We start from the raw sequence: 20,380 nt of genomic DNA, 5'->3' as shown, positions 1-20,380 counted from the left end.
TGGGCGGGGTGAGATCCTGGACCGCGTATGTCTACGCATCCCGCCCCCGCCCTCGGCGCCCTCGCCCCCCGTCTGACCGAGCTGTCGCTGCGCGACGCACAGCGGCTCGGCCGACGGCTCGAAGGCGCGCGCAAGATCCGTAAGCCGGAGGCCCGTGCCGCCGTCCTCGCCGAGATCGAGGGCGAGATCGGCAGGGCCGAGGAACGGATCGGTGCACGGCGTGCCCGCGTGCCCGCCGTCACGTACCCCGAACAGCTGCCGGTCAGCCAGAAGAAGGACGACATCGCGGCGGCCATCCGCGATCACCAGGTCGTCATCGTCGCCGGTGAGACCGGCTCCGGCAAGACCACGCAGATCCCGAAGATCTGTGTGGAGCTGGGGCGTGGCGTGCGCGGCATGATCGGGCACACGCAGCCCCGTCGTATCGCCGCCCGGACCGTCGCCGAGCGGGTCGCGGAGGAGCTGCGGACGCCCCTCGGTGAGACCGTCGGCTGGAAGGTGCGGTTCACCGACCAGGTGAACCCGGACGCCACGTTCATCAAGCTGATGACGGACGGCATCCTTCTCGCCGAGATCCAGACGGACCGCGAGCTGCGCGCCTACGACACGATCATCATCGACGAGGCCCACGAGCGGTCCCTGAACATCGACTTCCTGCTGGGCTACCTCGCCCAGCTGCTGCCGAAGCGGCCGGACCTCAAGGTCGTCATCACCTCGGCGACCATCGATCCCGAGCGCTTCTCCCGGCACTTCGGCGACGCGCCGATCATCGAGGTCAGCGGCCGGACGTACCCGGTGGAGGTGCGCTACCGCCCGCTGCTGGAAGAGGAGTCCGAGGACACCGACCGGGACCAGATCACCGCGATCACCGACGCCGTCGAGGAGCTGATGGGCGAGGGGCAGGGCGACATCCTCGTCTTCCTGTCCGGTGAGCGGGAGATCCGGGACACGGCCGACGCGCTGGAGAAGAAGAAGTACCGATTCACCGAGGTGCTTCCGCTCTACGCCCGGCTCTCGCACGCCGAGCAGCACCGGGTCTTCCAGGCACACACCGGGCGCAGGATCGTTCTGGCCACCAACGTCGCCGAGACCTCCCTGACCGTCCCCGGCATCAAGTACGTCATCGACCCCGGCTTCGCCCGGATCAGCCGCTACAGCCACCGCACCAAGGTCCAGCGTCTGCCGATCGAGCCGATCTCGCAGGCCAGCGCCAACCAGCGCAAGGGCCGCTGCGGCCGTACGAGCGACGGCATCTGCATCCGGCTGTACAGCGAGGACGACTTCCTCGCCCGGCCGGAGTTCACGGACGCGGAGATCCTGCGCACGAACCTCGCCTCCGTCATCCTGCAGATGACCGCGGCCGGCCTCGGCGACATCGAGAAGTTCCCGTTCATCGACCCGCCGGACCACCGCAACATCCGCGACGGTGTCCAGCTGCTCCAGGAGCTGGGCGCGCTGGACCCGTCCCAGAAGGACGTCCGCAAGCGGCTCACCGACACCGGCCGCAAGCTCGCCCAGCTGCCCGTCGACCCGCGCCTGGCCCGTATGGTCCTGGAGGCCGACCGGAACGGCTGTGTCCGTGAGGTCATGGTCATCGCGGCGGCCCTGTCCATCCAGGACCCGCGCGAGCGCCCGGCCGAGAAGCAGACGCAGGCGGATCAGCAGCACGCCCGCTTCAAAGACGAGACCAGCGACTTCCTCGCCTATCTGAACCTGTGGCGGTACGTCCGCGAGCAGCAGAAGGAACGCGGCTCGTCGTCCTTCCGCCGCATGTGCAAGCAGGAGTACCTGAACTTCCTGCGCATCCGCGAATGGCAGGACATCTACACCCAGCTGCGTACGGTCGCCAAGCAGATGGGCATCCACCTCGTCGAGGAGGACGCCCCCGCCGACCGCATCCATGTCTCGCTCCTCGCCGGCCTGCTCTCCCACATCGGGATGAAGGACGTGAAGGACGGCAACAAGAACGAGTACCTGGGCGCCCGCAACGCCAAGTTCGCGGTCTTCCCGGGCTCGGCGCTGTTCAAGAAGCAGCCCAGGTTCCTGATGTCGGCCGAGCTGGTGGAGACGAGCCGGCTCTGGGCGCGGGTCAACGCGAAGATCGAGCCCGAGTGGGTCGAGCCGCTGGCCGGGCACCTCCTCAAGCGGACGTACAGCGAACCGCACTGGGAGAAGGACCAGGCGGCCGTGATGGCGTACGAGAAGGTCACGCTGTACGGCGTCCCGATCGTGGCCCAGCGGAAGGTGAACTACGGCCGCATCGACCCGCAGACGAGCCGCGAGCTGTTCATCCGCAACGCGCTGGTCGAGGGCGACTGGCGTACCCACCACAAGTTCTTCGCCGACAACCGCAGGCTCCTCAGCGAGGTCGAGGAGCTGGAGCACCGGGCGCGGCGCCGGGACATCGTGGTCGACGACGAGACCCTCTTCGACTTCTACGACCAGCGGGTGCCCGAACACGTCGTCTCCGGCGCGCACTTCGACTCCTGGTGGAAGCGGAAGCGGCACGAGCAGCCGGACTTCCTGGACTTCGAGCGGGAGATGCTCATCCGGGAGTCGGCGGAGGCGGTCACGAAGGCCGACTACCCGGACAGCTGGCGGCAGGGTCAGCTGACGTTCCGGGTGACGTACCAGTTCGAGCCGGGCGCGGACGCGGACGGTGTGACGGTCCACATCCCGCTGCAGGTCCTCAACCAGGTCACGGACGAGGGCTTCGACTGGCAGATCCCGGGCCTGCGCGAGGAGGTCGTGACGGAACTGATCCGCACCCTGCCGAAGCCGATCCGCCGCCACTACGTGCCCGCGCCGAACTACGCGAGGGCGTTCCTGGAGAAGGCGGCCCCCCTGCAGGAGCCGCTGACGGTGACGATGGCGCGCGAGCTCAAGCGGATGGTCGGCGTGCCCTTCGAGGCGGACGACTTCGACTGGGCCAAGGTCCCCGACCACCTCAAGATCACCTTCCGGATCGTCGACGAACGGCGCCGGAAGCTGGCCGAGGACAAGGACCTGGAGACGCTGAAGCTCAGGCTGAAGCCGAAGGCGCGGAAGGCCCTCTCCCAGGCGGCCGCGGCCACGGCCTCCCGCGAGGGCGGCGAGTCCCTGGAGCGCAAGGGTCTGACCGACTGGACGATCGGCCCGCTGACCCGGGTCTTCGAGACCCGCCGCGCCGGCCAGCCGGTCAAGGCCTACCCGGCGCTGGTGGACGACGGCGACACGGTCTCCGTGCGGCTCTTCGACACCGAGGCCGAGCAGGCCGAGGCGATGTGGAAGGGTACCCGGCGGCTGATCCTGCGGAACATCCCGGTGAACCCGGCGAAGTTCGCGTCCGAGAAGCTGACCAACCAGCAGAAGCTGGCGCTGTCCGCCAACCCGCACGGGTCGATCCAGGCCCTGTTCGACGACTGCGCGATGGCGGCGGCCGACAAGCTGATCGCGGACTTCGGCGGGCCGGTGTGGGACGAGGAGTCGTACCGGAAGCTGTACGACAAGGTGCGCGCGGAGATCGTCGACACGACGGTCCGTACGGTCGCCCAGGTGCAGCAGGTCCTCGCGGCCTGGCAGGCCTGTGAGCGCCGCCTGAAGGCCTCCGGCAGCCCCGTGCTGCTGGCGAACCTGACGGACGTCCGCAAGCAGCTGGACGCCCTTGTGAAGCCCGGTTTCGTCACGTGGGCGGGCATACGACGCCTGCCCGATCTGATGCGCTACCTGGTGGCCGCCGACCGGCGCCTGCAGCAGATGCCCACAGGCGTCCAGCGGGACACCACCCGCATGGAGAAGGTCCACGAGATGCAGGACGAGTACGCCTGGCTGCTGGAACAGCTCCCCCAGGGCCGCCCGGTCCCGCAGCAGGTCCTGGACATCCGCTGGATGATCGAGGAGCTCCGGGTCAGCTACTTCGCCCACGCCCTCGGCACCGCGTACCCCGTATCCGACAAGCGGATCGTGAAGGCGATCGACGCGGCCGCGCCGTAATCACTCGCACACAGAGGGTGAGTTCGACCAGGCGGGCTCACCTCCTGTACAGTCTCTTCTCGCAGCGCAACGCAGAACAAAGCGCCGCGAAACCTGGTCCTGTGGAGCAGTTTGGAGTGCTCGCCACCCTGTCAAGGTGGAGGCCGCGGGTTCAAATCCCGTCAGGACCGCGCTCAGGAGAGGCCCTCATCCAATCGGATGGGGGCCTTCCGCATGCCGCGTCATCGAAGGGCCCGCATCCGGCAACGGAAGCGGGCCCTTCCCCATGCGCGCCCTCTCCACCGGCCGCCTCGCCGCCCTGGAAGCCGTGTCCGCGGTGGAGTCGCACGTCGGCACGTTCAGGGCCGGGGCGGGGGCCGGGGCGGCGGTCCCAGGAGTCACTCCGGTGGCGGTAGGGGCGGCCCGGCCGCACCGGCGGAGCCGTCCGGCGCCCTTGACGGCGGCACATCGCGCCGGTACCCAGGGACCAGGGCCCGTTCCCCTGTGCGGTCCGCGGAGGTGGCGTATGGCGGCATCGGTCAGGCACGAGACACGGGCGCTGCTGAGGGCGCACCTGTCGGCCGCCTCGTCCTACCGGCATCTCACCCGCCACTGCCCCATCTGCCACCACCTGCTGCGGCTGGCGATGGACGCCGGCCCGCGGGTCCCGGAACCCGCCGACGAGGAAGCCGAGGACGAAAGTCCCCGCAGCGCGTGACCGGCGCCGGCCCCAACAGCCCACCGCGCGCGGGGCGCTGGAACGGGCGCTTCCACTAGCGCACGCATGCCGCCGGCAACAACTGCCGGGGCATGTGACAGGAGTCACCGCATGAGTTTTTGAAAGGTCGGTACTTACCCCCGCCCTACAACTGGTCAATTTAATATGTGCAATTGCACCGGCCCCAGAGATCCCGCACAGCGGTTCCGACAGCCCTGCCCAGACTCCGACAAGGCCGCTCACAGGGGCCCGCCCCCCGCTCCGACCAGCGCACAAAAAAGATCGCGCTGGACTCGGCGGAGTCCAGCGCGATCCACGACGCACCCTGTGGCGCTGCCTACAACGTTCTCTTCGGCTTGGGCGAGGGGCCTGTTGGGGCAGGTCCCGCGTCGCTTGTAGCTAGGGTTCCGAGCGCCTCGGCCGGTTGGGGGACCTGCCGTCTTGCCCGGTTATGCGGTTGTTCAGGCCTCGCTGCGCTGCTGCGGGATGCCCGCGAGAAGAGCGCGGACCTCGGCCTCGCGGTAGCGGCGGTGCCCGCCGAGCGTACGGATGGACGTGAGCTTGCCGGCCTTCGCCCACCGCGTGACCGTCTTGGGGTCGACACGGAACATGGTGGCGACCTCAGCCGGGGTCAGCAGCGGCTCGGCATCAGGGGTGCGAGCGGTCATGAGCGGCCTCCTCGGGAGAACCGAACCTTCTCGGTTCTTTCCTCTAAATTCTGCACCTTGACCCGCGTTGCCCGAAATGGCGGACGCGAGTCGAGTCGGTTATAGGACGAACGGCTTGTCCTCGGCACTACAACTACACCATCTGTCCAGCCGCGTCGGCCAAACCGATGGAATTGCCCTCCCAGGTGTTCATCAGCGACGGAAGCCGATGGACCATGCCATAGCGGACAGTCACGCCACTGTGACGATCAGTCACAGGGCGATCAGGAGGCACCAGACCCCCCAAAGCAGGCAATGCTGAGAATCCGCCCACAGTGGAGCATAGTTGGGCGGACGGAGCCCTCCCCGGACTCCTTGTCCTATTTTGGCATGAGGGGCGGCACTTAGGGCAAGACTCTTGTAAGTGCTGTCCATCACCCTTGAGGCAAAAGTCCAGATCGGGACCAACATCCCGTCAGATGGGCAAGTGCCGTAGACCGTACGTCGTTCGACGCCGTTTGAGCCGTGACCTACGTCACTCAGTTCGCGGAACGCCGGTCCCGTACCGCCCGCCACCGCTCCACGAGCCGCACATAGGCCTCTCCGGCCGCCGCCCCGTCACCCCGGCGCAGCGCCTCGATGCCGCCGGCCACGTCCGCCGCCGAGTGGTCGCCCTCCAGCTCACCGGCCGGCAGCACATGCACCAGGCCGCCGTAGTCCAGCTCGACCAGCGAGCGCGGGTGGAACTCCTCCAGCCAGCGGCCGACGTCCACCAGGCCGTCGATCAGCGGGCTCTCCTCGACCGCGTCCCTCAGCGCGCGCAGCGCCCGCGCCACCCGGCGCCGGGCCTGCACCATGGGCGTGCGGTAGCGCAGCAGCGGCGGCACCTCCGCGGTGCCCTTCTCGTACCGCCGCTCCTCGTCGGAGACCAGCACGAACCAGTTCAGCGGCACCTGCCAGGTCGCCGTGCGGATCCACGGGCGGGCGTCGGGGTTGCGGGCGAGCCAGCGCTCGTAGTCCTGGGCCGCCTGGCGGCGTACGACCGGGGGCAGCACCGCGTCCAGCACCGGTGCCGGCAGCTCCTCCGCCAGCTCGCCGAGCGCCTGCCAGCCGCGCAGCCGGGTCCGCCACGGGCACACGCAGAGCACGCCGTCGACCTCCGTCACGAAGGCGTCGCCGCTCTCGTGCACCGGCACCGCGACCGGCGGGGTGGGCAGCAAGTCCGCCAGGGAGCGCCGCAGTTCGTCCTGGCAGGAAGGGTGCTCGGAACGGCGGGCGTAACGCTCCCAGTGGCCGCGCTCCGGCTCCGGGAAGGCGCCCAGCGGCTCGTACACGCGCAGGTACGCGGCATAGGGGACGACCACGGAGGACACCTTCGGCACGCCTGCTCCCTCCCCATCGGGCCCCGCTCGAAACCACTGCAAATCGTGCCACGGTCATGCGTGCACAAGAGGCTCGGGAGAGTGATCCTGAACACTGCACGGATGGTGGTCGCGCCAAGGCTCTACGCTCATGCCACGGCACCCCGCCACCCGTACGGGGTCCGACCCCACTCGCCGCTCTTTACACAGGAGTCACCACAGTGACCGACGTAATTGGCGCACCTGCTGATGTCCTGCACACCCTGTTCCAGTCGGACCAGGGGGGCCATGAGCAGGTCGTGCTCTGCCAGGACCGCGCGTCCGGCCTGAAGGCCGTGATCGCCCTCCACTCCACCGCCCTGGGCCCGGCCCTCGGCGGCACGCGCTTCTACCCCTACGCGACCGAGGCCGAGGCCGTCGCCGACGCCCTCAACCTCGCGCGCGGGATGTCGTACAAGAACGCCATGGCCGGCCTCGACCACGGCGGTGGCAAGGCCGTGATCATCGGCGACCCCGAGCGCGACAAGACCGAGGAGCTCCTCCTCGCCTACGGCCGCATGGTCGCCTCGCTCGGCGGGCGCTACGTCACCGCGTGCGACGTCGGCACCTACGTCGCCGACATGGACGTCGTGGCCCGTGAGTGCCGCTGGACCACCGGCCGCTCGCCCGAGAACGGCGGCGCCGGCGACTCCTCGGTGCTCACCGCCTTCGGCGTCTACCAGGGCATGCGCGCCTCCGCCCAGCACCTGTGGGGCGACCCCACGCTGCGCGGCCGCAAGGTCGGCGTCGCCGGCGTCGGCAAGGTCGGCCACCACCTGGTGAAGCACCTGCGGGACGAGGGCGCCGAGGTCGTCGTCACGGACGTGCGCGCGGACGCCGTCCAGCGGATCCTCGACCAGTACCCGGTGGGCGTGACGGCGGTCGCCGACACCGAGCAGCTGATCCGGGTCGAGGGGCTGGACATCTACGCCCCCTGCGCGCTCGGCGGCGCCCTGAACGACGGCTCCGTCCCGGTGCTCACCGCCAGGGTGGTGTGCGGCGCGGCCAACAACCAGCTCGCCCACCCGGGCGTGGAGAAGGACCTCGCCGACCGCGGGATCCTCTACGCGCCGGACTACGTGGTGAACGCCGGCGGGGTCATCCAGGTGGCCGACGAGCTGCACGGGTTCGACTTCGACCGGTGCAGGGCGAAGGCCGCGAAGATCTTCGACACCACGCTGGCCATATTCGCACGTGCGAAGGAAGACGGTATTCCGCCGGCCGCGGCGGCCGACCGGATCGCCGAGCAGCGGATGGCCGAGGCCCGCGCCGGGCACACCGCACACTGACCCGGTCGCACACGTGAGCGGTACCCGCCGGCGGGAACTTAGAGAGAACTCTCACTTCCACCGGCGGGTCGTTCCCCGATAAGTGGTTAAAATCGCCACTGACCAGCGAGGACAGGGCGCCTCGAAGGTCCTGGGCACACGCGCGTGCTGCGGGCGACGTACCGTATGGGCGCGGGCTCAGGTACCGTGGAAGCCCTACGGACCGGCCTCTCCGCGGAGGGTCCGTTCCAGATCATGAACGCGTGTCAGACTCTGGGGCCATCAAGCCCCGTCACCGAGGGGGTCGAGCCATGGGGCGCGGCCGGGCCAAGGCCAAGCAGACGAAGGTCGCCCGCCAGCTGAAGTACAACAGCGGTGGGACTGACCTGTCACGGCTGGCCAGTGAACTGGGCGCATCGACTTCGAGCCAGCCGCCGAACAGCGAGCCGTTCGAGGACGATGAGAATGAAGAGGACGATCTTTACTCTCGTTATGCCGACCTCTATGAGGACGACGACGAGGATGAAGACGACGGTCCCTCACAACATCGTCGCGGCGCTTGACCTTGCACTGAGCACTCGCCCGGTCGGTGGCACTGCCACCGACCGGCTTCTGTGCTACCCGCAGGTCAGCCGGCGGCGCCTCTAGACCGAGTACGTCCCGACCATCTCGGCACCGGTCTCCTTCTCGCCCCGGTCGGTGATCTCGCCGGCCACCCATGCGTCGACGCCACGGTCGGCCAGGGTCGCGAGCGCCACCTCGGTGGACTCCTCGGGGACGATCGCCATCATGCCGACGCCCATGTTGAGGGTCTTCTCCAGCTCCAGGCGTTCGACGTTCCCGGTCTTGCCGACCAGGTCGAAGATCGCGCCCGGGGTCCAGGTGGCGCGGTCGACCACGGCGTGCAGGCCGTCCGGGATCACCCGGGCCAGGTTGGCCGCGAGCCCGCCGCCGGTGATGTGGCTGAAGGCGTGCACCTCGGCCGTGCGGGTCAGCGCCAGGCAGTCCAGCGAGTAGATCTTCGTGGGCTCCAGCAGCTCCTCGCCGAGGGTGCGGCCCAGCTCCGCGATCTCCGTCTCCAGGGCCAGGCCCGCGCGGTCCAGCAGGACGTGACGGACCAGGGAGTACCCGTTCGAGTGAAGCCCGGAGGCCGCCATGGCGATCACCGCGTCACCCTTACGGATGCGATCCGCGCCGAGCAGCCGGTCGGCCTCCACGACGCCCGTACCGGCGCCGGCGACGTCGAAGTCGTCCGCGCCCAGCAGGCCGGGGTGTTCGGCCGTCTCGCCGCCCACCAGGGCGCACCCGGCGAGCACACAGCCCTCCGCGATGCCCTTCACGATGGCCGCGACACGCTCGGGGTGGACCTTGCCGACGCAGATGTAGTCGGTCATGAACAGCGGCTCGGCACCGCACACCACGATGTCGTCCATGACCATGGCGACCAGGTCGTGGCCGATGGTGTCGTAGACGCCCATGCGGCGCGCGATGTCGACCTTCGTGCCGACGCCGTCCGTGGCGGAGGCGAGCAGCGGGCGCTCGTAGCGCTTGAGGGCGGAGGCGTCGAAGAGCCCGGCGAAGCCGCCGAGGCCGCCCAGGACCTCGGGGCGCTGGGTCTTCTTCACCCACTCCTTCATCAGCTCGACCGCGCGGTCGCCCGCCTCGATGTCGACGCCCGCCGCTGCGTAGCTGGCACCAGTTGTCTCAGACATGACTGTGAGAGCTTTCGTGTCGTACTGCAGGGGTGTTACGGGCGGCGGATCGCGTCGGCCGCGGCCGTGGCGGCGGGACCGGCCGCCAGCTCGGTCTCCAGCAGCTGCTTGCCGAGCAGCTCCGGGTCCGGAAGCTCCATCGGGTACTCGCCGTCGAAGCAGGCGCGGCACAGGTTCGGCTTGGCGATGGTGGTCGCCTCGATCATGCCGTCGATGGAGATGTAGGCGAGCGAGTCGGCGCCGAGGCTGGTGCCGATCTCCTCGATGGTCATGCCGTTGGCGATCAGCTCCGCGCGCGTGGCGAAGTCGATGCCGAAGAAGCAGGGCCACTTCACGGGCGGCGAGGAGATCCGGATGTGGACCTCGGCGGCGCCGGCCTCGCGGAGCATGCGGACCAGGGCCCGCTGGGTGTTGCCGCGCACGATCGAGTCGTCGACGACGACCAGGCGCTTGCCCTTGATGACTTCCTTCAGCGGGTTCAGCTTCAGCCGGATGCCGAGCTGGCGGATGGTCTGCGAGGGCTGGATGAAGGTCCGGCCGACGTAGGCGTTCTTCACCAGGCCGCTGCCGAAGGGGATACCGGAGGCCTCCGCGTAGCCGATCGCGGCCGGGGTGCCGGACTCCGGGGTCGCTATGACCAGGTCGGCGTCGACGGGGGCTTCCTTGGCGAGCCGGCGGCCCATCTCGACGCGCGAGAGGTACACGTTCCGGCCGGCGATGTCGGTGTCCGGGCGGGCCAGGTACACGTACTCGAAGACACAGCCCTTGGGCTTCGCTTCTGCGAATCGGGAGCTGCGCAGGCCGTTCTCGTCGATGGCGACGAACTCGCCCGGCTCGATCTCGCGGACGAAGCTGGCGCCGCAGATGTCGAGGGCGGCGGACTCGGAGGCGACCACCCAGCCGCGCTCCAGGCGGCCGAGGACCAGCGGGCGGATGCCCTGCGGGTCGCGGGCGGCGTAGAGGGTCTGCTCGTCCATGAAGACGAGCGAGAAGGCGCCCCGCACCTTCGGGAGGACCTGGTGGGCGGCCTCCTCGATGGTCAGCGGCTTGCCGTCCTCGTCGACCTGGGCGGCGAGCAGCGCCGTCAGCAGGTCGGTGTCGTTGGTGGCCGCGACCCGGGTGGAGCGGCTGTTGTTGTCTTTCGGCAGTTCGGCGACCATCTCGGCGAGCTGCGCCGTGTTGACCAGGTTGCCGTTGTGGCCGAGCGCGATCGAGCCGTGCGCGGTGGCGCGGAACGTCGGCTGGGCGTTCTCCCACACGGAGGCGCCGGTGGTCGAGTAGCGGGCGTGTCCGACCGCGATATGACCCTGGAGCGAACCGAGCGAGGTCTCGTCGAAGACCTGGGAGACCAGGCCCATGTCCTTGAAGACGAGGATCTGGGAGCCGTTGCTGACCGCGATTCCCGCGGATTCCTGACCCCGGTGCTGGAGGGCGTAGAGCCCGAAGTACGTGAGCTTTGCGACCTCTTCACCCGGAGCCCAGACGCCGAAGACGCCGCAAGCGTCCTGGGGGCCCTTCTCGCCGGGAAGCAGATCGTGATTGAGTCGACCGTCACCACGTGGCACGCCACCGAGTGTAGGCGAGATCGACCACTGGTCCGAATTGGGGATGCGCGGCCGTAACCGGCACACCGGTCGGGATCACCTTGTCGGTTTCCTCGTTTACGCAGGTCAGCGCGATTTCATCGAGATGGGTGCGGCGGTGGGGGAGCTGCCGGGCGGCACTCGTGGGTGCCTTTCGCCCGGTGCGCGAGTGAGGCGTCGCACATCAATCGGGCGCGGTGTGGCTGAGATGGATGCGGTCGCCGTCGCCGTCGGTGAGCGTCAGCCTGCCGTCGCCGGTCCTGGCGACGAGGGTGCCGGTGGTGAGGGCCCGGGCGAGGGCGCGCTCGAAGTCCATGCGGTCCGGGGCGCAGGCCATCCGGGTGGTGCGCAGGTCGCCGAAGGTGATCCGGTCGCCGTGCACGGTGACCCGGGCGCTGAAGTGGTTGCAGCCCAGGTTGCCGGCCGCCGTGCCGTCCGCGTCGATGCGGAGGCGGGCGACGGAGGGCGCGTCGCGGGTCGTGTCGCCGACGGTGAGGCGGTCGACCCGCCAGTCGATGCCGGTCACCGGCTGCCGGTCGGTCACCGGACCACTGTGCGCCTTTCCGATGCCACAGGCCACCGTGAGCGGGACGAGTACGGCGGCCGCCGTCAGGGTCATGCGCTGCTTGTACCGGTTCATACGGGTTCGACGGGCGAGCGGTACGACCGGTTCCGTCCTCGGCGCCTAGGACATGAGCGGCAGCAGGCCCCCGATGTCCGCCCGCTCCCCGCTTGCCCTGACCTTGGCCTCCGCGAGGGCGTCCGGCCAGGCCAGGCGTCCGGTGGCGAGCCGGATCCAGGTCAGCGGGTCGGTCTCCACGACGTTGGGCGGGGTGCCGCGGGTGTGCCGGGGCCCCTCGACGCACTGCACCACGGCGTACGGCGGGATGCGCACCTCGGTGGAGCCGCCGGGCGCCTTCACGGCGAGGGCGTCGGCGAGCAGCCGGGTGGCGGCGGCCAGGGCCTGGCGGTCGTAGGGCACGTCCAGGCCGGGCAGGGCGGCGTTGAGGTCGTCGGTGTGGACGACGAGCTCCACGGTGCGGGTGACGAGGTAGTCGTCCAGGGGCAGCGCGCCGGCGCTGGTCTGCAGCAGCCGGGAACCGGGGTGCTCGGCGAGCAGGGCGCGCAGGGCGGCGTCGACGTCCGTGAGGTGGGCGTCGAGGTCGGGGTGGTCCGCGGCGAGGCCACGGGTGAACTCGGCGATGGCACCGGAACCGGCGGCGGTGGCGAAGGGCCACTGCACGACCGTCGTGTCCTGCTTCGGCGGGGCCGGCCGGTCGAGGGCACGGTGCACGGCGGTGAGGGCCATGCCGATGTGCGCGATCAGATCGCGTACGGTCCACTCGCCGAGCCGGGTGGGCCGGGCGAGCTGCCCGGGGTCGAGACCGCGTACGGCCTCTCGCACGTGTGCGAACTGGGCGAAGACGGCTGCTCGCGTCCTGGCGGGGTCGTAGGCGCGGGCGCGCTTCCTGGCCGGTGGCATGGCGGTGAGCCTATGCCTTGACGGCGTAGCCCTTCAGGCCGTTTTCGACCAGGCCGAACGCGTGGCGCGCGCGCTCGACGGCGTCGGCCGCGATCGCCTCCGGGCTCTCGCCGACGGCGAGTCGGCGGTAGTGCTCCTCGACCAGGGCGTTGCGGGCCGCGGTCAGGGCGACGGCGGCGACCATGGCGAGCATCGGGTCACCGGTCTCCTCCGCGAGGAGGTCGGCCATCTCCCGGGTGCCGCGCCGGGAGGCCAGGAAGGCGCGCTCCATCAGCGCGCCCGTCTCCGAGACGACCTTGCGCACCTTGAGGAAGATCGGCTCGCTGTGCAGCCCGATGGAGGCGTCACGGGCCTCGACCATCTCCAGGAACTGCCGGCGTACGGCGTCCGCGGCGGACTCGCCCGGCAGCCGGTCGCGGACGGCCCGGGCGGCGTCCCGGAAGTGCTCCTCCATGGGATGGAAGACCAGGTCCTCCTTGGAGCCGAAGTAGTTGAAGACGGTCATCTTCGACACGTCGGACGCGTCGGCGATCTCCTGCACCGACACCTTGTCGAAGCCCCGCTCGGCGAAGAGGTCCAGGGCGGTCCGGTAGATCCGCCACATGGTGTCGCGCTTCTTGCGCTCCCGTAGTCCCAGCTCTTCGGCCATGCGGTCACCTTACCAAGGCGACATTTATACCGGGCTCAAATCTAATCCCGGATGAAACATTGACTCGGTACACAGAATGCGGGCATGGTGGTGCCCATGACCGAAACCCAGCGCAAGATCGGCTTCCTGGCCTGCCTCGTCACGATCGTGCTGGCCGTCCTGGACATGCAGATCGTGTCCGCGGCCACCGTGCCGATCGTCAGGGACCTCGACCCCGAGCACGGCATCGCCAGGATCCCCTGGCTGATCAGCGCCTTCTCGCTGGCGTCGGCCGCGATGCTCCCGCTGTACGGCAGGCTCTGCGACGTCCTCGGTCCCCGGCACGTCTTCCTCGGCGCCCTCGGCACCTTCCTGGCCGGCTCGGCACTGTGCGGAGCGGCACCGTCGATCGGCTGGCTGATCGCCTCCCGGGCCCTGCAGGGCATCGGTGCGGGCGGGCTGATGAGCGTGACCATGGTGGTGATCGCGCACCTCGGCGGGCCCGGCGAGAAGAAGAACAAGGGCGCCGGCACCGGCGGGATCGTCGCGGGCGGCGGCATGGCGGTCGGCCCCTGGCTCGGCGGCTTCCTCGCCGACCACGCGAGCTGGCGCTGGGCCTTCTACATCAACCTGCCACTCGGCATCGCCGCCCTGGTCGCCGCCGCCTACGCCCTGCGGCTGCCCCGGCACACCACGAGCCGCGCGATCGACTTCCCCGGCGCCGCCCTCGCCGCGGCCTTCTCCACCACCCTGCTGCTGGTCACCGAGTGGGGCGGCAGGCAGTACGCCTGGGCCTCCCCGCAGGTCCTCGGCCTGGCACTGGTCTCCGCGGCCTCGCTCGCCCTGTGCCTGCGCCGCCAGTTCACCACCGCCGAACCGATTCTTCCCCCGGCCCTGTTCCGCGTCCCCGAGCTGCGCCTCGGCTTCGCGATCCAGGCCCTCGTGGGCATCGCCATGACCGGCGCCATGTACTACGTGCTGGTCTATCTCCAGCTGGTCCGCGGCATCGCCAGCTCCTCCGCCGGCCTGTTCCTCATCCCCATGGCCGTCGGCATGACGGTGGTGGGTGTCGCGGCCGGCCGGCTGAGCGACCGCGGCTGGTCCGAGCGGACCTTCACGATCAGCGGTTCCGCCGTGACCGCCGCCGCCTTCCTGCTGCTCGCCGCCACCGGAACCCACACCTCCCTGTGGCAGCTGCGGGCGGCCCTGCTCCTCGTCGGCCTCGGCTTCGGCCAGCTCCTCGGCCAGTTGATCCAGCTGGTGCAGCAGACGGCCCCCAGGCCCCAGCTCGGCGTCGCGACGACCGCGATCCGCTTCTTCCAGACCCTCGGCGGAGCCCTCGGCGCCAGCCTCTTCGGCACCCTGCTGAACCGGCTCTACGACGGCCCCGGCGACGTCGGCGCCCTCGCCGCGCTGCGCGGCCCGGCCCGCACCGAGGGCCTGACGGCCTACGTCTCCGCCCTGGACACGGTGTTCCTGTGCCTGGCCGGGGTCATGACGCTGTCCCTGCTGCTCGCCCTGCGGCTGCCGCGGACCCGGCCGGTGCCGGCCGAGGGAAGCCGGGAGACCGTGGCCGCGTGAGAAGGGCCCCGCCCGGTGTCCCGGACGGGGCCCTCAACGGCGTACGGCGACTACGCCAGCAGCGCCGGGATGGTCTCCTCGTGCACCGTGCGCAGCTCCTCCAGTGTGAGCGTGAACTCGCCCTGGACCTCCACGGCGGCACCGTCCACGACACCGATACGGGTGGCCGGCAGACCCCGCGCACCGCACATGTCGTTGAAGCGGACCTCCTCCGAGCGCGGCACGGCGACGATCGCACGGCCGGCCGACTCGGAGAACAGGAAGGTGAAGGCGTCCAGACCGTCCGGGACGACCAGCCGGGCGCCCTTGCGGCCGAGCAGCGCGGACTCGACCACGGCCTGGACCAGACCGCCGTCGGACAGGTCGTGCGCGGAGTCGATCATGCCGTCGCGGGAGGCGGAGATCAGGATCTCGGCCAGCAGGCGCTCGCGCTCCAGGTCGACGGCCGGCGGCAGCCCGCCGAGGTGGTCGTGGACCACCTGAGACCACGCCGAGCCGCCGAACTCCTCACGGGTGTCGCCCAGGAGGTAGATCAGCTGGCCCTCCTCCTGGAAGGCGACCGGCGTGCGGCGGGCCACGTCGTCGATGACACCGAGGACCGCCACGACCGGGGTCGGGTGGATCGCGGCCTCGCCCGTCTGGTTGTAGAGCGAGACGTTGCCGCCGGTCACCGGGGTGCCGAGCTGCTGGCAGGCGTCCGCGAGACCGCGCACCGCCTCCGCGAACTGCCACATCACCGCCGGGTCCTCGGGCGAGCCGAAGTTCAGGCAGTCGGAGACGGCGAGGGGCTTGGCGCCGGTGGTCGCCACGTTCCGGTACGCCTCCGCCAGGGCCAGCTGGGCGCCTGTGTACGGGTCGAGCTTGGCGTAGCGGCCGTTGCCGTCCGTGGCGATCGCGACACCGAGGCCGCTCTCCTCGTCCACGCGGATCATGCCGGAGTCCTCCGGCTGGGCGAGGACGGTGTTGCCCTGCACGAAGTGGTCGTACTGCTGGGTGATCCACTTCTTGGAGGCCTGGTTCGGCGAGCCGACCAGCCTCAGGACCTGGCCCTTCAGCTCCTCGCCCGTCTCCGGGCGGGGGAGCTTGTTCGCGTCGTCGGCCTGCAGGGCGTCCTGCCACTCGGGGCGGGCGTACGGGCGCTCGTACGTGGGGCCCTCGTGGGCGACCGTACGCGGGTCGACGTCCACGATCTTCCCGCCGTGCCAGAAGATCTCCAGGCGGTCGCCGTCGGTCACCTCACCGATCACGGTGGCGATGACGTCCCACTTCTCGCAGATCTCCAGGAAGCGGTCGACCTTCTCGGGCTCCACGACCGCGCACATGCGTTCCTGCGACTCGCTCATGAGGATCTCCTCCGGCGAGAGCGTGGAGTCGCGCAGCGGGACGTCGTCCAGGGTGACGCGCATGCCGCCGGAGCCGTTGGACGCCAGCTCGGACGTGGCGCAGGACAGGCCCGCCGCGCCGAGGTCCTGGATGCCGACGACCAGCTTCTCCTTGAACGCCTCCAGGGTGCACTCGATGAGGAGCTTCTCCTGGAAGGGGTCGCCGACCTGGACGGCCGGGCGCTTCGACGGCTTGGCGTCGTCGAAGGTCTCCGATGCGAGGATCGACGCGCCGCCGATGCCGTCGCCGCCCGTCCGGGCCCCGTACAGGATGACCTTGTTGCCGGCGCCCGAGGCCTTCGCGAGGTGGATGTCCTCGTGCCGCATCACGCCGATGGCACCGGCGTTGACCAGCGGGTTCCCCTGGTAGCAGGAGTCGAAGACGACCTCGCCGCCGATGTTCGGCAGGCCCAGGCAGTTGCCGTAGCCGCCGATGCCCGCGACCACGCCGGGCAGCACACGCTTGGTGTCGGGGTGGTCGGCGGCGCCGAAGCGCAGCGGGTCCACGACGGCGACCGGGCGGGCGCCCATCGCGATGATGTCGCGGACGATGCCGCCCACGCCCGTGGCCGCGCCCTGGTAGGGCTCGACGTAGGAGGGGTGGTTGTGCGACTCGACCTTGAAGGTCACGGCGTAACCCTGGCCGACGTCCACCACACCGGCGTTCTCACCGATGCCCACCAGCAGCGCGTCGCTCTGCGGCGCCTTCTCGCCGAACTGGCGCAGGTGGACCTTGGAGGACTTGTACGAGCAGTGCTCGGACCACATGACCGAGTACATGGCGAGCTCGGCGCCGGTCGGGCGGCGGCCGAGGATCTCCACCACCCGCTCGTACTCGTCCTTCTTCAGACCGAGTTCGGCCCAGGGCAGCTCGACGTCGGGGGTCGCGGCCGCGTGCTCGACCGTGTCCAGAGGCGTCCGGCTCATGCGTTGACCAGCTTCTTGAGGATCGAGGTGAAGAACGGGAGCCCGTCGGTACGGCCCGTACCGATCAGCGGCTCGACGGCGTGCTCGGGGTGCGGCATGAGGCCGACGACGTTCCCGGCCTCGTTGGTGATGCCGGCGATGTCCCGCAGCGAGCCGTTCGGGTTGAAGTCCACGTAGCGGAAGACCACCCGGCCCTCCGCCTCCAGCTTGTCGAGCGTGTACTCGTCGGCGACGTACCGGCCGTCCATGTTCTTCAGCGGGATGTGGATCTCCTGGCCCTGGCGGTAGTCGCCGGTCCAGGCCGTCTCCGCGTTCTCCACCCGCAGCTTCTGGTCGCGGCAGATGAAGTGGAGGTGGTCGTTGCCGAGCATCCCGCCCGGGAGGAGGTGGGCCTCGGTGAGGACCTGGAAGCCGTTGCAGATGCCGAGGACCGGAAGCCCGGCCTTCGCCTGCTCGATGACCGTCTCCATCACCGGCGAGAACCGGGAGATCGCCCCGGCCCGCAGATAGTCGCCGTAGGAGAAACCGCCGGGGAGGACCACGGCGTCGACCTGCCTGAGGTCCTTCTCCTTGTGCCACAGGGCGACCGGTTCGGCGCCCGCGAGGCGGATCGCGCGCTGCGTGTCCCGGTCGTCGAGGCTGCCCGGGAAAGTGACGACGCCAATACGAGCGGTCACTTCGCCGCCTCCGCGACTTCCGCGGGCTCTTCCACCTTGACGGTGAAGTCCTCGATCACGGTGTTGGCGAGGAAGGATTCCGCGAGATCGTGGATGCGGGCGAGCGCGGCGGCGTCAACGGGCCCGTCAACTTCCAGTTCGAAACGCTTTCCCTGACGTACGTCCGAGATCCCTTCGAAACCCAGGCGCGGCAGCGCACGCTGGACCGCCTGGCCCTGGGGGTCGAGGATCTCCGGCTTGAGCATGACGTCGACTACGACGCGTGCCACTGGCACTCCCGGTGTGTGGTGCTGAGCAGGTTCCTTCAGACTACCCGCACAAAATTTCTACGCGGGTAGAGTTGTAGGAAACTACGTGAGGCGCATCACGATCGGGTGTCGAAGCCGTACCACCGTGAAAAGTTCTGGGAAAGTTCGACGGTCCGTCCGGCCCGCCTATTGTCAGCGGACACGCGGACGGATTTAGTCGGGCTTCACTTTTTATTGCCGGGCACTGTACAAATGAATTGGCAATAGCCGATACTCGGCACGTCATCGCCGTTGAGCTGTATCGACGTGCCGCACGAAGGGACCGATATTCGTGGCGCAAAAAGTCGTGGTCACTCTCTTTGACGACATCGACGGCTCGGAAGCGGCGGAAACGATCGCCTTCGGACTCGACGGCAAGTCGTACGAGATCGACCTGAACGAAACCAACGCCAAGAAACTGCGCAAGGCGCTCGCGCCCTACGTGGAGGCCGGCCGCAAGCGCTCGCGGTCCGGCAAGGCGTACAAGCAGACGGAGGTCGCCCCCGACCCGGCGGCCGTCCGCGCCTGGGCCCAGGCCAACAAGATGGACGTCCCGGCCCGCGGCCGCATCCCCAAGAAGGTCTACGAGGCCTTCAGCGCCGCGCAGTGAAGCCCGCGAAGGGGCGGCCCTCAGGGTCCGTCAGCGGACCCTGAGGGCCGTGCACTTGGGCATAACGGGCAGCAGGGGGGAGCCGACTTGCGCGACCCCCCTGCTGATCAGCTAATGTCTGGAGCACGCCGAGGGGCGAGGCCGAAGAGCCGACAACCCCGAGGACCGTGCGGGTGTAGTTCAGTAGCAGAACATCCCCCTTCCAGGGGGAAGGCACAGTGTGCGATTCCTGTCACCCGCTCCGACACCGGTCATGACCACCTTGTGGATCAGGTAGGCTGGTGTTCGCACCGATCGGTGGGAGCCGGTCGGGAGCAGTGCGGACGTAGCTCAGTTGGTAGAGCGCAACCTTGCCAAGGTTGAGGTCGCGAGTTCGAGCCTCGTCGTCCGCTCCAGGGAAAGCCCCGGTCATCACGACCGGGGTTTTTTCGTGCCCTCACGCCCCCGCGCCTCTGACATTTGTCATGCCGGGCGATGACAGCGCGCACTGCCGACCAGGCCCGGGCGCCGGGACGCTGGGTCCCATGCACTACGACGAACACGAACACGTGATTGAGGTCACCGATCTCAGGCGCGTCTACGGGGGCGGGTTCGAGGCCGTACGCGGAATCAGCTTCTCCGTGGCCCGCGGGGAGATCTTCGCCCTGCTCGGGACCAACGGCGCGGGCAAGACGTCGACGGTCGAACTGCTGGAGGGGCTCGCCGCGCCCGCCGGGGGCCGGGTCCGGGTCCTCGGCCACGATCCCTGCCGGGAGCGCGCGGCCGTACGCCCCCGCACCGGTGTGATGCTCCAGGAGGGCGGATTCCCGGCCGAGCTGACCGTCGCCGAGACCGCCCGGATGTGGGCGGGCTGCATGAGCGGGGCACGGCCGGAGGCCGAAGTGCTGGAGTTGGTCGGGCTCGCGCAGCGGCACGGGGTGCGGGTCAAGCAGTTGTCCGGCGGCGAACGGCGGCGGCTCGACCTGGCGCTCGCCCTGCTCGGCGATCCCGAAGTGCTGTTCCTGGACGAGCCGACGACCGGGCTCGACGCGGAAGGCCGCCGGGACACCTGGGAGTTGGTGCGCAGCCTGCGCGACGCGGGCACGACCGTGCTGCTCACCACGCACTACCTGGAGGAGGCCGAGGGCCTCGCCGACCGGCTCGCCATCCTGCACGAGGGCCGGATCGCCGCCGCCGGGACCCCGGCCGAGGTCACCGCCGGCCGCCCCTCCCGGATGGCCTTCGAACTGCCCGACGGCTACTTCCTGGGCGATCTGCCCCCGCTGGCCGACCTCGGCGTCTGCGCCCACGAGAGCGACGGAAGGGTCGTACGGCTGCAGACCACCCAGCTGCAGCGGACCGCGACCGGCGTCCTGACCTGGGCCGCGCGGACCGGCGTCGAGCTGCGCGGGCTGGACGTGCGGTCGGCGTCGCTGGAGGAGGCGTTCCTGGGGATCGCCCGCGAACAGGCACGGGGGGTGGCGGCATGAGCGGGGCCGGAGCGGGCGCGAGGGGACGCGGTGCGAGCGAAGTCGGACCGGGTGCCG

17 protein-coding genes and 3 tRNA genes are annotated in these 20,380 nt (G+C 69.8%); 10 read left to right on the top strand and 10 right to left on the bottom strand.

The genetic code is table 11. From position 1 onward, the window contains the following. Positions 1–27: 27 nt before the first annotated feature. The 3 genes from hrpA to IO33_RS0114705 all read left to right on the top strand — a co-directional run bounded on the left by hrpA (position 28) and on the right by IO33_RS0114705 (position 4,669). Positions 28–3,972 (top strand): ATP-dependent RNA helicase HrpA, encoded by a 3,945-nt coding sequence (hrpA, locus tag IO33_RS0114715; RefSeq protein ID WP_031164663.1) that lies wholly within the window; start codon positions 28–30, stop codon positions 3,970–3,972. A gap of 95 nt (positions 3,973–4,067) precedes the next feature. Further along, positions 4,068–4,142, top strand: a tRNA-Asp gene (locus IO33_RS0114710). Between the two features lie 335 nt (positions 4,143–4,477). Then, on the top strand, positions 4,478–4,669 hold the full coding sequence (locus IO33_RS0114705; protein WP_031164661.1) for a DUF6274 family protein: 192 nt from the start codon (positions 4,478–4,480) through the stop codon (positions 4,667–4,669). 461 nt (positions 4,670–5,130) lie between these two features. Here the strand turns inward: IO33_RS0114705 and bldC are convergent, their stop codons facing one another. Together bldC and IO33_RS0114695 are read right to left on the bottom strand one after the other, a co-directional pair. Next, positions 5,131–5,337 carry a developmental transcriptional regulator BldC gene (bldC, locus tag IO33_RS0114700; protein ID WP_003949541.1) on the bottom strand — a complete coding sequence of 69 codons (207 nt, stop codon included), beginning with the start codon at positions 5,335–5,337 and terminating at the stop codon, positions 5,131–5,133. Positions 5,338–5,855: 518 nt separating this feature from the next. After that, positions 5,856–6,698 carry a DUF8083 family protein gene (locus tag IO33_RS0114695; RefSeq protein ID WP_031164659.1) on the bottom strand — a complete coding sequence of 281 codons (843 nt, stop codon included), beginning with the start codon at positions 6,696–6,698 and terminating at the stop codon, positions 5,856–5,858. Positions 6,699–6,898: 200 nt separating this feature from the next. On the opposite strand from IO33_RS0114695, the gene IO33_RS0114690 reads away from it, so the two are divergent. Next, the gene (locus IO33_RS0114690; RefSeq protein ID WP_031164656.1) at positions 6,899–8,005 is read left to right on the top strand and encodes a Leu/Phe/Val dehydrogenase; all 1,107 of its coding nucleotides are present in this window, start codon (positions 6,899–6,901) and stop codon (positions 8,003–8,005) included. A gap of 290 nt (positions 8,006–8,295) precedes the next feature. Next, positions 8,296–8,547, top strand: coding sequence for a DUF3073 domain-containing protein (locus IO33_RS47290; RefSeq protein ID WP_069780012.1), 252 nt, complete (start codon positions 8,296–8,298; stop codon positions 8,545–8,547). Positions 8,548–8,628: 81 nt separating this feature from the next. On the opposite strand, the gene purM is transcribed toward IO33_RS47290, so the two are convergent. From purM to IO33_RS0114660, 5 genes are all read right to left on the bottom strand, one after another. After that, complete coding sequence (gene purM, locus IO33_RS0114680) at positions 8,629–9,696, bottom strand: phosphoribosylformylglycinamidine cyclo-ligase (RefSeq protein WP_031164652.1); 1,068 nt, start codon at positions 9,694–9,696, stop codon at positions 8,629–8,631. Between the two features lie 35 nt (positions 9,697–9,731). Continuing rightward, on the bottom strand, positions 9,732–11,261 hold the full coding sequence (gene purF / locus IO33_RS0114675) for an amidophosphoribosyltransferase (RefSeq protein ID WP_031164650.1): 1,530 nt from the start codon (positions 11,259–11,261) through the stop codon (positions 9,732–9,734). A 202-nt stretch (positions 11,262–11,463) separates the two neighbouring features. Next, positions 11,464–11,898, bottom strand: a complete 435-nt coding sequence (locus IO33_RS0114670) for an META domain-containing protein (RefSeq protein ID WP_245235785.1) — start codon at positions 11,896–11,898, stop codon at positions 11,464–11,466. 66 nt (positions 11,899–11,964) lie between these two features. Continuing rightward, a complete protein-coding gene (locus IO33_RS0114665; protein WP_031164645.1) occupies positions 11,965–12,762 on the bottom strand; it encodes a maleylpyruvate isomerase family mycothiol-dependent enzyme in 798 nt (265 codons plus the stop codon). Between the two features lie 10 nt (positions 12,763–12,772). Beyond that, positions 12,773–13,411: a TetR/AcrR family transcriptional regulator gene (locus IO33_RS0114660; protein ID WP_031164643.1), complete on the bottom strand. Its 639-nt coding sequence runs from the start codon at positions 13,409–13,411 to the stop codon at positions 12,773–12,775. Between the two features lie 96 nt (positions 13,412–13,507). Here IO33_RS0114660 and IO33_RS0114655 point away from each other — a divergent pair, with 96 nt between their 5' ends. After that, positions 13,508–14,971: an MFS transporter gene (locus tag IO33_RS0114655; RefSeq protein ID WP_031164641.1), complete on the top strand. Its 1,464-nt coding sequence runs from the start codon at positions 13,508–13,510 to the stop codon at positions 14,969–14,971. Positions 14,972–15,021: 50 nt separating this feature from the next. Here IO33_RS0114655 and purL read toward each other — a convergent pair whose 3' ends face one another. The 3 genes from purL to purS are packed head-to-tail and all read right to left on the bottom strand — an operon-like array spanning position 15,022 to position 18,226. Then, a complete protein-coding gene (purL, locus tag IO33_RS0114650) occupies positions 15,022–17,280 on the bottom strand; it encodes a phosphoribosylformylglycinamidine synthase subunit PurL (RefSeq protein ID WP_031164639.1) in 2,259 nt (752 codons plus the stop codon). Beyond that, the gene (purQ, locus tag IO33_RS0114645; protein ID WP_031164636.1) at positions 17,277–17,957 is read right to left on the bottom strand and encodes a phosphoribosylformylglycinamidine synthase subunit PurQ; all 681 of its coding nucleotides are present in this window, start codon (positions 17,955–17,957) and stop codon (positions 17,277–17,279) included. Before purQ ends, purL begins: the two co-directional genes overlap by 4 nt. Further along, the gene (purS, locus tag IO33_RS0114640; protein WP_031164634.1) at positions 17,954–18,226 is read right to left on the bottom strand and encodes a phosphoribosylformylglycinamidine synthase subunit PurS; all 273 of its coding nucleotides are present in this window, start codon (positions 18,224–18,226) and stop codon (positions 17,954–17,956) included. The genes purQ and purS overlap by 4 nt, the downstream gene beginning before the upstream one ends. A gap of 310 nt (positions 18,227–18,536) precedes the next feature. Here purS and IO33_RS0114635 point away from each other — a divergent pair, with 310 nt between their 5' ends. The 4 genes from IO33_RS0114635 (at position 18,537) to IO33_RS0114620 (ending at position 20,323) form a co-directional block, all read left to right on the top strand. Beyond that, entirely contained in the window at positions 18,537–18,854 is a 318-nt protein-coding gene (locus tag IO33_RS0114635; RefSeq protein WP_031164632.1) for a histone-like nucleoid-structuring protein Lsr2, read from the top strand. Between the two features lie 169 nt (positions 18,855–19,023). Next, a tRNA-Gly gene (locus tag IO33_RS0114630) sits at positions 19,024–19,095 on the top strand. 78 nt (positions 19,096–19,173) lie between these two features. Further along, positions 19,174–19,249 (top strand) — tRNA-Gly (locus IO33_RS0114625). 129 nt (positions 19,250–19,378) lie between these two features. Further along, a complete protein-coding gene (locus tag IO33_RS0114620) occupies positions 19,379–20,323 on the top strand; it encodes an ABC transporter ATP-binding protein (protein ID WP_031164630.1) in 945 nt (314 codons plus the stop codon). Positions 20,324–20,380 lie beyond the last annotated feature (57 nt).

This window comes from Streptomyces durhamensis, from assembly GCF_000725475.1.
Taxonomy (GTDB): domain Bacteria; phylum Actinomycetota; class Actinomycetes; order Streptomycetales; family Streptomycetaceae; genus Streptomyces; species Streptomyces filipinensis.
Note: the sequence above shows the minus strand (reverse complement) of the source record. Positions and strands in the feature narration are given on the sequence as shown.

Excerpts from the sequence above, each read along its gene's own strand:
- IO33_RS0114655 (WP_031164641.1), top strand. The coding sequence starts at position 13,508 with ATGACCGAAACCCAGCGCAAGATCGGCTTCCTGGCCTGCCTCGTCACG.
- bldC (WP_003949541.1), bottom strand. The coding sequence starts at position 5,337 with ATGACCGCTCGCACCCCTGATGCCGAGCCGCTGCTGACCCCGGCTGAG.
- hrpA (WP_031164663.1), top strand. The coding sequence starts at position 28 with ATGTCTACGCATCCCGCCCCCGCCCTCGGCGCCCTCGCCCCCCGTCTG.
- IO33_RS0114670 (WP_245235785.1), bottom strand. The coding sequence starts at position 11,898 with ATGACCCTGACGGCGGCCGCCGTACTCGTCCCGCTCACGGTGGCCTGT.
- purL (WP_031164639.1), bottom strand. The coding sequence starts at position 17,280 with ATGAGCCGGACGCCTCTGGACACGGTCGAGCACGCGGCCGCGACCCCC.
- IO33_RS0114665 (WP_031164645.1), bottom strand. The coding sequence starts at position 12,762 with ATGCCACCGGCCAGGAAGCGCGCCCGCGCCTACGACCCCGCCAGGACG.
- IO33_RS47290 (WP_069780012.1), top strand. The coding sequence starts at position 8,296 with ATGGGGCGCGGCCGGGCCAAGGCCAAGCAGACGAAGGTCGCCCGCCAG.
- IO33_RS0114660 (WP_031164643.1), bottom strand. The coding sequence starts at position 13,411 with ATGGCCGAAGAGCTGGGACTACGGGAGCGCAAGAAGCGCGACACCATG.
- IO33_RS0114705 (WP_031164661.1), top strand. The coding sequence starts at position 4,478 with ATGGCGGCATCGGTCAGGCACGAGACACGGGCGCTGCTGAGGGCGCAC.
- purM (WP_031164652.1), bottom strand. The coding sequence starts at position 9,696 with ATGTCTGAGACAACTGGTGCCAGCTACGCAGCGGCGGGCGTCGACATC.
- IO33_RS0114620 (WP_031164630.1), top strand. The coding sequence starts at position 19,379 with ATGCACTACGACGAACACGAACACGTGATTGAGGTCACCGATCTCAGG.